At 69.7% G+C, this 14274-nt stretch carries 14 protein-coding genes and 1 riboswitch; of the genes, 7 read left to right on the forward strand and 7 right to left on the reverse strand.

Features of this window, described 5'->3' with window-relative positions; all coding sequences use genetic code 11:
- The first annotated feature begins 13 nt into the window (after nt 1-13).
- Both ACWDBE_RS04595 and ACWDBE_RS04600 read left to right on the forward strand, forming a co-directional pair.
- Nucleotides 14-841, forward strand: a complete 828-nt coding sequence (locus ACWDBE_RS04595; protein WP_449790743.1) for a rhomboid family intramembrane serine protease — start codon at nt 14-16, stop codon at nt 839-841.
- Nucleotides 838-1119, forward strand: a complete 282-nt coding sequence (locus ACWDBE_RS04600; RefSeq protein ID WP_224278336.1) for an Lrp/AsnC family transcriptional regulator — start codon at nt 838-840, stop codon at nt 1117-1119. Before ACWDBE_RS04595 ends, ACWDBE_RS04600 begins: the two co-directional genes overlap by 4 nt.
- Nucleotides 1120-1122: 3 nt before the next feature.
- On the opposite strand, the gene ACWDBE_RS04605 is transcribed toward ACWDBE_RS04600, so the two are convergent.
- The 3 genes from ACWDBE_RS04605 to ACWDBE_RS04615 form a co-directional block, all read right to left on the reverse strand.
- Nucleotides 1123-2490: an aminotransferase class V-fold PLP-dependent enzyme gene (locus ACWDBE_RS04605; protein ID WP_449807198.1), complete on the reverse strand. Its 1368-nt coding sequence runs from the start codon at nt 2488-2490 to the stop codon at nt 1123-1125.
- 52 nt (nt 2491-2542) lie between these two features.
- Nucleotides 2543-2661: riboswitch (SAM riboswitch) on the reverse strand.
- Between the two features lie 109 nt (nt 2662-2770).
- Nucleotides 2771-3847, reverse strand: a complete 1077-nt coding sequence (gene trpD / locus ACWDBE_RS04610; RefSeq protein ID WP_449790745.1) for an anthranilate phosphoribosyltransferase — start codon at nt 3845-3847, stop codon at nt 2771-2773.
- A 117-nt stretch (nt 3848-3964) separates the two neighbouring features.
- The gene (locus ACWDBE_RS04615) at nt 3965-4390 is read right to left on the reverse strand and encodes a response regulator (protein ID WP_402405385.1); all 426 of its coding nucleotides are present in this window, start codon (nt 4388-4390) and stop codon (nt 3965-3967) included.
- 395 nt (nt 4391-4785) lie between these two features.
- Here ACWDBE_RS04615 and ctaE point away from each other — a divergent pair, with 395 nt between their 5' ends.
- The 5 genes from ctaE (at nt 4786) to ACWDBE_RS04640 (ending at nt 9597) form a co-directional block, all read left to right on the forward strand.
- Nucleotides 4786-5406 carry an aa3-type cytochrome oxidase subunit III gene (ctaE, locus tag ACWDBE_RS04620; RefSeq protein ID WP_049651835.1) on the forward strand — a complete coding sequence of 207 codons (621 nt, stop codon included), beginning with the start codon at nt 4786-4788 and terminating at the stop codon, nt 5404-5406.
- A 187-nt stretch (nt 5407-5593) separates the two neighbouring features.
- Complete coding sequence (gene qcrC / locus ACWDBE_RS04625) at nt 5594-6403, forward strand: cytochrome bc1 complex diheme cytochrome c subunit (protein WP_360353819.1); 810 nt, start codon at nt 5594-5596, stop codon at nt 6401-6403.
- A gap of 8 nt (nt 6404-6411) precedes the next feature.
- A complete protein-coding gene (qcrA, locus tag ACWDBE_RS04630) occupies nt 6412-7464 on the forward strand; it encodes a cytochrome bc1 complex Rieske iron-sulfur subunit (RefSeq protein ID WP_449790746.1) in 1053 nt (350 codons plus the stop codon).
- A complete protein-coding gene (qcrB, locus tag ACWDBE_RS04635; protein ID WP_449807199.1) occupies nt 7461-9122 on the forward strand; it encodes a cytochrome bc1 complex cytochrome b subunit in 1662 nt (553 codons plus the stop codon). The genes qcrA and qcrB overlap by 4 nt, the downstream gene beginning before the upstream one ends.
- A 103-nt stretch (nt 9123-9225) precedes the next feature.
- On the forward strand, nt 9226-9597 hold the full coding sequence (locus tag ACWDBE_RS04640) for a GntR family transcriptional regulator (RefSeq protein ID WP_449790748.1): 372 nt from the start codon (nt 9226-9228) through the stop codon (nt 9595-9597).
- A gap of 8 nt (nt 9598-9605) precedes the next feature.
- Here ACWDBE_RS04640 and ACWDBE_RS04645 read toward each other — a convergent pair whose 3' ends face one another.
- The 4 genes from ACWDBE_RS04645 to ctaC all read right to left on the reverse strand — a co-directional run bounded on the left by ACWDBE_RS04645 (nt 9606) and on the right by ctaC (nt 14078).
- Nucleotides 9606-10862, reverse strand: coding sequence for an Ig-like domain-containing protein (locus ACWDBE_RS04645; protein ID WP_449807200.1), 1257 nt, complete (start codon nt 10860-10862; stop codon nt 9606-9608).
- A 173-nt stretch (nt 10863-11035) separates the two neighbouring features.
- A complete protein-coding gene (locus tag ACWDBE_RS04650) occupies nt 11036-11452 on the reverse strand; it encodes a cytochrome c oxidase subunit 4 (protein WP_392869420.1) in 417 nt (138 codons plus the stop codon).
- Nucleotides 11452-13227 carry an aa3-type cytochrome oxidase subunit I gene (ctaD, locus tag ACWDBE_RS04655; RefSeq protein WP_449790750.1) on the reverse strand — a complete coding sequence of 592 codons (1776 nt, stop codon included), beginning with the start codon at nt 13225-13227 and terminating at the stop codon, nt 11452-11454. The genes ACWDBE_RS04650 and ctaD overlap by 1 nt, the downstream gene beginning before the upstream one ends.
- Nucleotides 13224-14078, reverse strand: a complete 855-nt coding sequence (ctaC, locus tag ACWDBE_RS04660; protein ID WP_392869423.1) for an aa3-type cytochrome oxidase subunit II — start codon at nt 14076-14078, stop codon at nt 13224-13226. Before ctaC ends, ctaD begins: the two co-directional genes overlap by 4 nt.
- Nucleotides 14079-14274 lie beyond the last annotated feature (196 nt).

Raw genomic sequence — 14274 nt, forward strand, 5'->3', positions numbered from 1 at the left:
GATGCTTGGCCGCATGGCGCTCGCGGTCCCCGACCACACCGCCGCCCGGGCCGGCCGCCCGGCGGTGCCCGTCCCGGTGGTCAGCTACGCCCTGATCGCCCTCAACACCCTGGTCTTCCTGCTCGGCCCCGCCGCCGGGCTCAACCCGCTGTACGGCACCGGCCAGGCCCGGGTCTGCTCGGAGCAGCGGTACGAGCAGCGCTGGGGCGCCGTCCCGGCCGAGGTGCTGGCCGGACGGCCGCTGACCGCCGAGCAGCTGGCCGAGGCCCCCGACCCGGCCCCCGGCTGCCCGGCCGCCCCGACCCCGGGCAAGCACCCGGCCCTGTCCGTCCTCACCGGGCTGTTCCTGCACGCCGGCTGGCTGCACCTGCTGGGGAACCTGCTCTTCCTCCAGGTCTTCGGCCCCACCGTGGAACGGCGGCTCGGCCGGGCCAGGTACGTCCTCTTCTACCTGGCCGCCGGCAGCCTGACCACGTACGGCTTCGCGCTCGCCGAGGCGCACTCGCCGAACTCCACCCGGGTGCTCATCGGGGCCTCCGGGGCGATCGCGGCCGTCCTCGGTGCCTATCTACGCCTCCACCCCCGGGCCCGGGTGACCACCCTCGTCCCGCTGCTCCTCTTCCTGCCGCTGCGCTTCCCCGCCTGGCTGGTGCTCGGCCTCTGGTTCGCCCTGCAATGGTGGTCGGTGCACTCGGCCGGCCCCGGGGTGGCCTACCTGGTCCACGTGATCGGCTTCTCGGCCGGGTTCCTCTACGCCTGTACCGCGGTCCGCCACCCCCCGAGACGACCGCGCCGACGCCCGATACGCTGGCGGCACCCCACAAAGGAGCCCGAACTGTGATCACCGCCATCGTCCTGATCAAGACCAGTGTCGACCGCATCCCGGAGATCGCCGAGTCCATCGCCGCCATCGAGGGCGTCAGCGAGGTCTACTCGGTGACCGGCGGCTACAACCTGGTGGCGATGGTGCGGGTGCGCCGGCACGACGACCTGGCCGAGGTCATCCCGGGCCGGCTCAACAAGGTCCCGGGCGTGGCCCACACCGAGACCCAGATCGCCTTCCGCACCTACTCCCAGCACGACCTGGAGGCCGCCTTCGCCCTCGGCCTGGACGAGTAGCGGTCAGCCCTCGCGCCGAGAGTCGGCGACGCAACGCCCGCCCTCGTTGCGGTAGTTCCACGCCGCACCGTCCGTGACCAGCTCCCGGACGGCGGTCAGGAAGCGGTCGACGTGCTCGTCCGGCGTCCCGGCGCCGAAGCTCACCCGGATCGCGTTCAGGCTGCGCTCGCCCGGCAGCGAGGACTCGGGCGCCCCGCACTCGGACGGCGCGACGTCCTCGTCCCCGAGCAGCGTGCGCACCAGCGGGTGGGCACAGAACAGGCCGTCGCGCACCCCGATGCCGTACTCGGCGGACAGCGCGGCCGAGAAGTGCGAGCTGTTCCAGCCCCGGACGACGAAGGACAGCACGCCCACCCGTGCGGAGTCGGCCCCGAACAGGTTCAGCACCTTGACCTGCGGGATCGCGGCCAGCCCGGCCGTCAGCCGGGCGACCAGCTGCCGCTCGCGGGCCTCCAGCGCGTCGAAGCCGGCCTCGGTCAGCGCCCGGCAGGCCGAGGCGATCGCGTAGGCGCCGATGACGTTCGGCGAGCCGGCCTCGTGCCGGGCCGGGCCGGTGTGCCACTGCACGGCCACCGAGCCGTCGGCCGCCCGGGCCACCGTCCGGGTCGCCCCGCCGCCGGCCAGGTACGGCTCGGCCTCGTCCAGCCAGTCCGCCCGGCCGGCCAGCACCCCGGCGCCGAACGGCGCGTAGATCTTGTGGCCGGAGAAGGCGATCCAGTCGACGTCCAGTTCGCGCACCGAGACCCGGTGGTGCGGCGCCAGCTGGGCGGCGTCCAGCACCACCCGGGCGCCGTGCCGGTGCGCGGTCCCGGTCAGCTCGGCGACCGGCCACAGCTCGCCGGTCACGTTGGAGGCGCCGGTGACGCAGAGCAGCTTGGGGCCCTCGGGTGCCTCGGCGAGCGCGGCGTCCAGCGCGGCCACCGCCTCGGCCCGCGAGCGCGGCGCCCGCAGGTAGGTGACGTCCAGTCCGGCGTGCGCCCAGGGCAGCAGCGAGGCGTGGTGCTCGGTCTCGAAGGCGAACACCCGGGTGCCGGCCGGAACGGCGGCGGCCAGCAGGTTGAGCGAGTCGGTGGTGGCCCGGGTGAAGACCACCTGGTCGCCCTCCCGCAGGTCGAGGAACTCGCCGACGGTGCGGCGGCTCTGCTCGAACAGGTCGGTGGACAGCTGGGAGAGGTACCCGGCCCCGCGGTGGACGCTGCCGTAGTACGGCGCGTAGGCGGCGACGTCGTCCCACACCCGCTGGAGCGCCGGCGAGCTGGCCGCGTAGTCGAGTGCCGCGTAGCCGACCTTCTCACCGCTGGCGAGCGGGACCTGGACGTCGGTGCCGAGGACGGCGAGCGGGGCGCAGATTTCGGTGGCGACGGGGGACATGGGGATGCACTCCTTCAAGGGGTAAGGGACCCCGGGAGTGTCATTCGTCCGGCGTCCGCGCTTGTCGCACGGACGGCTTGCCGTGACGACCCGGTCCTCACCCAGGGCACCCCGCCACGGACGGAGGGTTGCCGGACAGCAAGCTGGGGCTTCGCGCTGTCACTCATGACCTGGCGAAGACTCTAGGCCGCGCCCATCGGGCGGTCAAACGGGCGTCCGGCATCCGGACAGCGTGAGGGGCCCGCGGGAGGAGTTCCCGCGGGCCCCGTCAACTGCCGTGTCAGATCCGGCTGGTGGCCTCCGACCAACGCCGCAGCAGGTCCTGGGCCGCGCCGGAGTCGATCGCCCTGGCGGCCCGCTCCATGCCGGCCGCCAACTGCTCGGCGAGCGGTGCGTCGCGCAGGTCGAGCGCGACCAGCGCCGCCGCCGTGTTCAGCAGGACGGCGTCCCGGACCGGCCCGTGCTCCCCCGCCAGCAGCCGCCGCGCGACCTCCGCGTTGTACGAGGCGTCCGCCCCGCGCAGCGCCTCGATGCCGACCAGCTCGATGCCGACGTCCCGCGGGTCGAAGGCGGTCCGGGTGACCGCCCCTTCGCGCACCAGCCAGACCTGAGAGGTGGTGGTGATGGTCAGCTCGTCCAGTCCGTCGTCGCCGCGGAAGACCAGCGCCGTCGCACCCCGCTCGGCCAGGACCCCGGCGATCAGTCCGGCCAGCCGGGTGTCGAAGCAGCCGATGGCGTGCGCGGTGACCTTGGCCGGGTTGGTCAGCGGGCCGAGGATGTTGAAGGAGGTCGGCACCCCGAGGTCGCGCCGCGCGGTGGCGGCGTGCCTCATCGAGGGGTGGAACTTCGCCGCGAAGCAGAAGGTGAGCCCGACCTCCTCGGCCACCTCGGCGACCCGCCGGGCCGAGAGGTCCAGCGCCACCCCGAGCTTCTCCAGCACGTCCGAGGAGCCGCTGCTCGAGGAGGCCGACCGGTTGCCGTGCTTGACCACCTTGGCGCCGGCGGCCGCCGCGACGATCGCGGACATGGTGGAGATGTTGACGGTCTTCGCCCGGTCGCCGCCGGTGCCGACGATGTCCACCGCCGGGCCGGGGATGTCCAGCGGCTCCGCGTGCGCGTACATCGCGTCGACCAGGCCGCCGATCTCCTCGACCGACTCGCCCTTGGCCCGCAGCGCGATCATGAACCCGGCCACCTGTACGGGGGACGCCTCGCCGCTCATGATCCGGTCCATCGCCCACGCGGTGGACGAGCGGTCGAGGTCCTCCCCCCGCAACAGCGCCGCCAGGAGGTCCGGCCAGGTGCGGACCACCTGCGCGGGGTCGCTACCGCCGTTCGCAGGGTTCACGTTCACCATGGCTGACTCCAGCTGTTGTCGGTTCCCCACTACGGGGGGACGTCCGTACGGATGGAGCCAGCCTATCGAGCGAAGCCTCCGCTTCTACCCCTGTCCTTTCCAGTTGCCGGGCCGCCTTCAGCGGACTGCCGGAGTCCGCTTCGCCAGTCGCGCCCGCAGCAGGGTGGCCGCCGCCTCGGCCAGCGCCACCGGCTCCACCGGGTGGGAGATGGCCGCGTCGGCCCGGCTCCAGGCGGCGAGCCAGGAGTCCTGCGGCCGGCCGATCAGCACCAGCACCGGCGGGCAGCCGTAGATCTCGTCCTTGAGCTGGCGCGCGAGGCCCAGCCCCCCGGCCGGAACGGCCTCACCGTCCAGCACGCAGAGGTCCACTCCCCCCTTCTCCAGTGCCTTGAGCACCGCGGGGGTGGTCGCGCACTCCAGGTAGGTCAGTTCCGGAAGGTCCTCGGCGGGCCGGCGGCCGAGCGCCGTCAGCACCTGCTCGCGGGTGTTGCGGTCGTCGCTGTAGACGAGGACGGTGAGCATCTCATCGGTCGTGTACGCCATGGGCCCTGCTCCCTCAAGTGTGATCCGGACCACGTTCGCCTGATCCGGATGCTACTCCCGATCACCCCCGCCGAGTCCTCCTCGTGCAGCTTCCCGGCCAACCGGGCCGCACCCCGGCTCACCCACCCGGAGGACGGTCCGTCACCCGATCCCGTCCGGTCCACCCGTACGGCCGACCCCGGGTCCCGTCCCCTACCTCCTGCGGCTGCTCCGGCCGTGCAACGACGCACCGGGCAACGGGGTCGCGGGCCCCTCCGAGGAACCATCAGAAAAGGGACACGCCGCTGCTCAGCCCCCGTCCGGACCCGGCGCCGCCCCCCAAGCGGGCATACCGCACGCACCGGACACTCCGAGGGACACCCCCCGACGTGAAGACGGAATAAGGGACCGACATAATGTCCGTCGTGGCGACAGCAACAGCAGTAGAAACCGGGCACGCGCACGGATCGGTCAACCGGCCGAACATGGTCAGCGTCGGAACGATCGTCTGGCTCAGTTCCGAGTTGATGTTCTTCGCGGCCCTCTTCGCGATGTACTTCACGCTCCGCTCCGTCAAGGGGCCGGAGTTCTGGACCGAGAAGGCCCACGCCCTCAACGTGCCCTTCTCGTCGGTCAACACCACGATCCTGGTGCTCTCCTCGCTCACCTGCCAGCTCGGCGTGTTCGCCGCCGAGCGAGGTGACGTGAAGAAGCTCCGGGCGTGGTTCATCCTCACGTTCGCCATGGGCGCGGTCTTCATCGGCGGCCAGGTCTTCGAGTACACCGAGCTGGTCAAGAAGGACGGCCTCTCGCTGTCCTCCGACCCGTACGGCACGGTGTTCTACCTGACCACCGGCTTCCACGGGCTGCACGTGACGGGTGGTCTGATCGCCTTCCTGCTGGTCCTGGGACGGACGTACGCAGCCAAGCGCTTCACGCACGAGCAGGCCACCGCCGCGATCGTCGTGTCGTACTACTGGCACTTCGTCGACGTCGTGTGGATCGGCCTGTTCGCGACCATCTACCTGATCAAGTAACCAGCTGATCAGGTCGCTGGCCACCGGCTGCGGCCCCCGCCCTCACCGGCGACGGGCCGCTTCTGCCGGTGCCGACGCTCCCACCGACCGACCGCGCGCGCAGCCCTAGACAGGCAGCCTCGTGCCGGCCAGACCGGCCGCCGGGTGCACCCACCAGTCGACCAGATCCTGACACCGGGGTTATTCCGTGAAAAAGCTCTCCGCACGACGGCGCCACCCATTGGCGGCGCTGGTCGTCCTACTTCTCGCCCTGGCGGCAACCGGGGGGCTGTACGCCGCGTTCGCGCCCGCCGACAAGGCGCAGGCCGACGTCGCCGCGCAGTCGCTCGCGATCGATGAGGGCAAGAAGCTCTTCGCCGTGGGCTGCTCCTCCTGCCACGGCCTGAACGGCCAGGGCAGCAGTGACGGTCCGAGCCTGGTCGGCGTCGGCTCCGCCGCCGTCGACTTCCAGGTCGGCACCGGCCGCATGCCCGCCCAGCAGCCCGGCGCGCAGGTCCCGCGCAAGAAGAACATCTACACGCAGGCCGAGATCGACCAGCTCGCCGCCTACGTCGCCTCCCTCGGTCCCGGCCCGGTGACCCCGACGGAGGAGCAGTTCACCTCGACCAACCCCGAGGACATCTCCAAGGGTGGCGAGCTGTTCCGCACCAACTGCGCCCAGTGCCACAACTTCGCCGGCCAGGGTGGTGCCCTGACCAAGGGCAAGTACGCCCCGTCGCTGGAGGGCGTGGACGCCAAGCACATCTACGAGGCCATGCAGACCGGCCCGCAGAACATGCCGTCGTTCCCGGACACCACCATGCCCGAGGAGCAGAAGAAGCAGATCGTGGCCTTCGTCCGCCACACCACCAACGATGAGCCCAACCCCGGCGGTCTCACCCTGGGCAGCCTCGGTCCGGTGACCGAGGGCCTGTTCGGCTGGATCTTCGGCCTCGGCACGCTCATCGCGGTCGCGATCTGGGTCGCCGCCCACACCACCAAGGCCAAGAAGTCATGAGCCACGACATGTCAGAAGAGAAGCTCCCGGAGCCGCACGGCTCCGCCGGCGAGGTGGCCGACCACGGCAGCCCGTTCGCCGACCCGGGCCTGCCGGCCCACGAGCCCCGTCGCACCGACATCGACGAGCGGGCCGCCAAGCGCGCCGAGCGCCAGGTCTCGCTGATGTTCGTGATCTCGATGCTCGCCACCGTCGGCTTCATCGCCTCGTACGTGGCCATCGACCCGGACAAGATCGTCTACATCTTCCCGCTCGGTCACGTCAGCGCGCTGAACTTCGCGCTCGGCCTGACCCTGGGTGTGGCGCTGTTCATGATCGGCGCGGGCGCGGTCCACTGGGCCCGCACCCTGATGTCGGACGTCGAGATGCCGTCCGAGCGTCACCCGATCGAGGCCTCCGACGAGGTCCGCGCGGACGTCATCGAGCAGTTCAAGACCGGTGCCGCCGAGTCCGGCTTCGGCCGCCGCAAGATGATCCGCAACACCCTGATCGGCTCCATGGCGCTGGTCCCGCTCTCCGGCGTGGTCCTGCTCCGTGACCTGGGCCCGCTTCCCGAGAAGAAGCTCAAGGAGACCGGTTGGAAGGAGGCGACCGAGACCAAGCCGCTGGCGCTCATCAACATGAACACCATGCAGCCGATGAAGCCCGAGGACATCGTCGTCGGCTCGCTCACCTTCGCCATGCCCGAGGGCCTGTCCACGCACGACGAGGACTTCCAGCAGCGGATCGCCAAGGACGCCCTGATGCTGGTCCGGATCGCGCCCGAGGACATCAAGGACGAGAAGTCCAAGGACCTCGGCTTCGAGGGCATCCTGGCCTACTCCAAGATCTGCACCCACGTCGGCTGCCCGATCAGCCTGTACGAGCAGCAGACCCACCACGCGCTCTGCCCCTGCCACCAGTCGACCTTCGACCTGGCGGACGGCGCCCGCGTCATCTTCGGCCCGGCCGGCCACCCGCTGCCGCAGCTGAAGATCATCACTGACGAGAAGGGCAACCTGGTCGCCACCGGCGACTTCGATGAGCCCGTCGGCCCGAGCTACTGGGAGCGTGCTCGATGAGTAGCGCGAGCAGCACCACGACCGGTGCCGCCAAGCCCTCCAGCACGCGTGAGAAGCCCGCCAACAAGTGGGAAGCCGCGGCTGACTGGACTGACGGCCGGCTGGGGATCTACTCCCTCGCCAAGGCCAACCTGCGGAAGATCTTCCCGGACCACTGGTCCTTCATGCTGGGCGAGATCTGCCTCTACACGTTCGTCATCATCATCCTGACCGGTGTCTACCTGACGCTGTTCTTCAAGCCCTCGATGGCCGAGGTCGTCTACGAGGGCTCGTACGTGCCCCTCAAGGGCATCCCGATGTCGGAGGCCTACGCCTCCACGGTGGACATCAGCTTCGAGGTCCGCGGCGGTCTGCTGATCCGTCAGATCCACCACTGGGCCGCCCTGGTCTTCGTGGCCGCGATGCTCGTCCACATGATGCGCGTGTTCTTCACCGGCGCGTTCCGCAAGCCGCGTGAGATCAACTGGGTCTTCGGCTTCCTGCTGCTGGTCCTGGGCATGTTCGACGGCTTCTTCGGCTACTCCCTGCCGGACGACCTGCTGTCGGGCACCGGTATCCGCTTCATGGAAGGCGCGATCCTCGCCGTCCCGCTGATCGGCACCTACGTCCAGATGTTCCTGTTCGGGGGCGAGTTCCCCGGCCACGACATCGTGCCGCGGTTCTTCACCATCCACGTGCTGCTGATCCCGGGCATCATGCTCGGCCTGCTGGTGGCACACCTGATCCTGGTCTTCTACCACAAGCACACCCAGTGGGCGGGCCCGGGCAAGACCGAGAAGAACGTCGTCGGCATGCCGCTGATGCCGGTCTACATGGCCAAGGCCGGTGGCTTCTTCTTCCTGGTGTTCGGCCTCATCGCCGTCGTCTCGGCGATCGCCACGATCAACCCGATCTGGGCGTACGGCCCGTACCGTCCGGACCAGGTCTCCACGGACGCCCAGCCCGACTGGTACATGGGCTTCTCCGAGGGTCTGATCCGTGTCATGCCGGGCTGGGAGATCAGCGTCTGGGGCGGCCACACCCTCAACCTGGGTGTCATGGTCCCGCTGGCGATCTTCCCGCTGGTCCTGGTCTCGATCGCGGCCTACCCGTTCATCGAGGGCTGGATCACCGGTGACAAGCGCGAGCACCACATCCTGGACCGCCCGCGCAACGCCCCGGTCCGCACCGCCCTGGGTGCCGCCTGGATCAGCCTCTACCTGATCCTGCTGATGGCCGGTGGCAACGACCTGTTCGCCACCCACCTGCACCTGTCGATCAACTCGGTGACCTACTTCGTCCGCGTCGGCTTCTTCGTCGTCCCGGTCGTGGTCTTCATCGTGACCAAGCGCTGGTGCCTCGGCCTCCAGCGCCGCGACAAGGAGAAGGTGCTGCACGGCCGCGAGACCGGCGTCATCAAGCGCCTGCCGCACGGCGAGTTCATCGAGGTGCACGCCCAGCTGCCGCAGCAGGACCTGTACAAGCTCACCGCGCACGACCAGAACCAGCCGGTCGAGCTGCCGGCCCAGACGGACGAGAACGGCGTGGCCCGCAAGGCCGGCGTCCTCACCCGCACCCGGGCCAAGCTCTCCCGCGGCTTCTACGGCGAGGGCAGCCAGATCCCCAAGCCGACCGCCGAGGAGCACCACGAGATCACCAGCGGCCACGGCCACCACTGATCCCGTAGGCACCACCGAGTCACCCCGAGGGCCGCAGACCAGAGTTCTTCTGGTCGGCGGCCCTCGGGCTTTCCCGTACCCGCCCGCGTCACCAGGAGCCCCCGTGCAGCTCTCCGTCGACCCCGCCTCGGCCACTCCCCCGTACGAGCAGATCCGCGCCCAGATCGCCGAGCGGGCCCGCTCCGGCGAACTGCCGACCGGGCTGCGGCTGCCCACCGTCCGGGCCCTGGCCGAGGAGCTGGGGCTGGCCGCCGGGACGGTCGCCCGGGCCTACCGCGAGCTGGAGGCGGACGGCGTTGTGGAGACCCACGGCCGGCGCGGCACGCTGATCGCCGCCACCGGGGACGCCGCCCACCGGCTGGCCGCCGAGGCCGCCGCCGAGTACGCCGCCCGCGCGCACCGCCTGGGCGTCTCCCACGCCGACGCCCTGGCCGCCGTGGACACCGCGCTGCGGCTGGCCTACCCGGAGCTCTGACGGTCCCGTCAGAGCTCCGGACGGATCATCCCCGCGGCGGGGGCCTGGGAGGCCGGTGAGGTGGTGCTGACGGGCTGTCCGGAGGCGCTGTGCTTGACCCACTCCGTCCAGGCCACGTTCCAGTCCCCGAAGCCGTTGCCGAAGGGCTCCATCGGGCCGCCGCGGCTGTTCACCACCGTCACCAGGTCCCCCACCCTGGTGTGCTGGTAGAACCACTCGGCGTTGTCGGTGCTCATGCCGGTACAGCCGTGGCTGACGTTCTCGACGCCCTGCGAGCCGACCGACCAGGGCGCGGCGTGTACGTACTCGCCGCTCCAGGTCACCCGGGTGGCCCACTTCACGTCGAGGTCGTACGACTCCGCGCTGCCCGCCGCTATGCCGATGGTCTCGCCGTTCATCCGGACCGAGCGCTCCTGGCCGAGCACCACCTTGATGCCGTTGCGGGTGTCGAAGCCGGGCTTGCCGGTGGTGACCGGGATGGTCCGCAGCACCTCGCCGTCACGCTTCAGGGTGAGCTCGTGGGTCCCCGCGTCGATCACCGACTCCACCCGCTCGCCGATCCGCAGCTTCAGCGAGCTGCGGTCACCGCCGTAGAGGCCGTCGGCGATCCGGCTGCCGGTGCCGTCGAAGGCCAGCGAGACGGTCGTCCCGGCCGGCCAGTAGGTCTCCGGGCGGAAGTGCAGGTTCTTGTCGTCCACCCAGTACCAGGCGCCGGTGACGGCGGGCTGGGAGCCGACGGTCAGCACGTGCTCGACCTCCAGGCGGGCCTGCGGGTCCTTCACGGCCTCGGAGAGCTGCACGGTGAGCGGCTGGCCCACCCCGTAGACGCCGCTGCCGGAGGAGTCCGGGCCGAGCTTGGCGGTGAGCAGGCGCTGGCCGGGGAGGGTCCTGAAGTTCGCCGTGGTGTCGCCGCGGCCGCCCTTGCCGTCGTCGGCGGAGATCCGCACGGTGTACGCGGTGGCGGCCTTCAGCCGGCCGGTGGTCTGCCAGCTGCGCTGGTCCTCGGCGAGCTTTCCGGCGACCACCCGGCCGTCCGGGCCGACCACGGTGACGTCGGTGAGCCGGCTGTCCTTGACGGCGGTCACGGTGACCGGCTGGGACGGGTCGACCTTCTCCTTTGCGGAGAGGTGGACCAGTGGGGCCGCGTCGATCCGGTGCGGTCCGACGGGCTCCTCCTCCCCGGCCGTGCAGGCGGCCAGGGGGGCCAGCACCGCGAGGGCCAGCGAGATGCCGCCGAGAGTTGCGCTTCCCCGCCTGTCGGCCATGACCGCCTCCGAAGGTTCGCACGATTGATCAGATCGTAGGAACGCCATCTGGTGGAGCGACATCCGGGGGACTTCCGATTCACCCACCGGAGTGAGCCCGTCACCCTGCAGGATGCAGCAGGGCCGGTCCTCCCGTGCGGGAGGACCGGCCCTGGTGCCGGAAAGCGGGAACCCTACTGGTTCTGGTTCTCGCCCCGGTAGAACTCGAAGACCCATCCGAAGATGCCGATCATGATGATCGGGGCGGCCCAGAACATCAGCCACCAGCCGAAGATCACGCCCAGGAAGGCGAGCGCGCCACCGAGCGCCAGCGAGAGCGGCTGCCAGCTGTGCGGGGCGAAGAAGCCCAGCTCGCCGGAGTCGTCCGCGACCTCGGCCTCGGGGTTGTCACCCGCGCCGCTGTCCACCCGGCGGGCGGTGAAGGCGAGGTAGTACCCGATGAACGCGCAGAGGCCGAAGGCCAGGAACAGCGCGGTGGTACCGGCGGCCTCGATGCCGAGGTCCGAGTGGTTGGTCCACAGACCGTAGGTCAGGGCCATCGCCAGCACGAAGACCGACAGGCCCAGGAAGATCTTTCCCTGTTCCTTCATCAGGCGTCGCCCTCCTTGTTGCCCTTGTCCAGCTTCGGGGCGTCGTACTTCGCCGGGGTCACGCCGGCGAGGTGCTTGGCCGGCTCACCGTGGTTCTCCAGGTAGTCCAGCGCGGCGATCTCCGGGTGGTGGAGGTCGAAGGCCGGGGATTCGGAGCGGATCCGCGGGAGGGTGAGGAAGTTGTGCCGCGGCGGCGGGCAGGAGGTCGCCCACTCCAGCGAGCGGCCGAAGCCCCACGGGTCGTCCACGGCGACCTTCTCGCCGTACTTGGCGGTCTTCCAGACGTTGTAGAGGAACGGCAGGATCGACAGGCCGAGCACGAAGGAGCCGATGGTCGAGACGGTGTTCAGGGTGGTGAAGCCGTCCGCGGCCAGGTAGTCGGCGTAGCGGCGGGGCATGCCCTCCGCGCCGAGCCAGTGCTGCACCAGGAAGGTGGTGTGGAAGCCGACGAACAGCGTCCAGAAGGTGATCTTGCCGAGGCGCTCGTCCAGCATCTTGCCGGTCATCTTCGGCCACCAGAAGTGGAAGCCGGCGAACATCGCGAAGACGACGGTGCCGAAGACCACGTAGTGGAAGTGGGCGACGACGAAGTACGAGTCCGAGACGTGGAAGTCGATCGGCGGGGAGGCCAGCAGAACACCGGTCAGACCACCGAAGAGGAAGGTGACCAGGAAGCCGACCGTCCAGAGCATCGGGGTCTCGAAGCTCAGCGAGCCCTTCCACATGGTGCCGACCCAGTTGAAGAACTTCACACCGGTCGGGACCGCGATCAGGAAGGTCATGAACGAGAAGAACGGCAGCAGTACCTGCCCGGTGACGTACATGTGGTGCGCCCACACCGTCACGGACAGACCTGCGATCGCGATGGTGGCCGCGATCAGGCCGGAGTAGCCGAACATCGGCTTGCGGCTGAAGACCGGGATGATCTCGGACACGATGCCGAAGAACGGCAGCGCGATGATGTACACCTCGGGGTGGCCGAAGAACCAGAACAGGTGCTGCCAGAGCATCGCCCCGCCGTTGGCCGGGTCGAAGACATGGGCACCGAACTTGCGGTCCGCCTCCAGGGCGAACAGCGCGGCGGCCAGCACCGGGAAGGCCAGCAGGACCAGCACCGAGGTCAGCAGGACGTTCCAGACGAAGATCGACATCCGGAACATCGTCATGCCGGGAGCGCGCATGCAGATGATCGTGGTGATGAAGTTGACCGCACCGAGGATCGTGCCGAAGCCGGAGAAGGCCAGACCCATGATCCACATGTCGCCGCCGATGCCGGGCGAGTGCACGGCGTCGGACAGCGGGGAGTAGGCGAACCAACCGAAGTCGGCGGCGCCGTTCGGGGTGACGAAGCCCGCCACCGCGATGGTCGAACCGAAGAGGTACAGCCAGTACGCGAACATGTTCAGACGCGGGAACGCCACGTCCGGGGCGCCGATCTGGAGCGGCATGATCCAGTTCGCGAAGCCGGCGAAGAGCGGCGTCGCGAACATCAGCAGCATGATCGTGCCGTGCATCGTGAACGCCTGGTTGAACTGCTCGTTCGACAGGATCTGGGTCCCGGGACGAGCCAGCTCGGCGCGCATGACCAGGGCGAGGATGCCACCGATCAGGAAGAAGGCGAACGACGTGGCCAGGTACAGCGTGCCGATCGTCTTGTGGTCAGTGGTGGTCATCCACTTGATGATGGTCGAACCCGGCTTCCGGGTCCGCTGCGCCCCGACCGTGACGGCCTCGGCGCCCCCGCCGGCCGCGGCGGGCTCGTTGAGGATTGTCACTTCTCTTCACTTCCCATGGTGATCAGGCCGGAGGGCACCGCACCGTTCTGGCCCTTGGCGCGAAGCTCGGCCAGGTGCTTGTCGTAGTCGGCACGGTCGACGACCTTGACGTTGAACAGCATGCGCGAGTGGTCGACGCCGCAGAGCTCGGCACACTTGCCCATGTACTCGCCCTTGACGGTCGGCGTGACCTCGAACTTGTTCACCACGCCCGGCACGACGTCCATCTTCATCATGAAGTTGACGGGCCAGAAGTCATGGATGACATCACGCGAGGTGAGGCGGAACTGCACCTTCTCGTTGACCGGCAGCCAGAGCGTCGGAGCGTCCTTGGGCGTACCGACCTCGTACGCGGCGTCCTTGTTGGCCGGGTCGGGGGTCTCGGTGTTCTCGTAGTTGAACGCCCAGCTCCACTGGAAGCCGACCACGTTGACGTAGTGCTGCGGCTTCTCGGAGACCTGCGTCAGCTTCGACTCGTCGCGGGCGACGAAGTAGAAGAGGACCGAGACGATGATGATGGGGACCGCGGTGTAGAGCGCCTCGATGGGCACGTTGTACCGGGTCTGCGGGGGGATCTCCACACCGGTGCGCTTGCGCCGGTGGAAGATCACGCTCCAGATGATCAGACCCCACATCAGTACGCCGACCACCAGCGCCGCGATCCAGGAGCCCTGCCACATCCGGAGGACCATGGGCCCTTCCTCGGTGACGGGGCTCGGGAGGCCAAGCCTGGGGAGGTCGTTGGCCGAGCAGCCGGTGGCGGTCGCGATGACGAGGCCCAGTGCCAGCGCCTGAGGCAGCTTCCGCCGCATCGTGCGCCGCGGCGAGCGGTCGGAGCCGTTGGGACTCACGTAGCGCCTTCCCGAAGTCTCGCCCGCCTTCGCGTCGCCCCGGGGAGGAGTGTGAGCCTCCCCGGCGACCCGTCCACGGGCACGGTTTGAATGCTTATGCGGGCCAAACCCTACTCCAGCCTTATGCGCTCCTGACGGGCAGCCCCCGGTAACGCGCCGCCTGCTAGCCCGATCAGGCCCGGCAGGGGCTGCGTCG

Source organism: Kitasatospora sp. NPDC001132, from assembly GCF_053598415.1.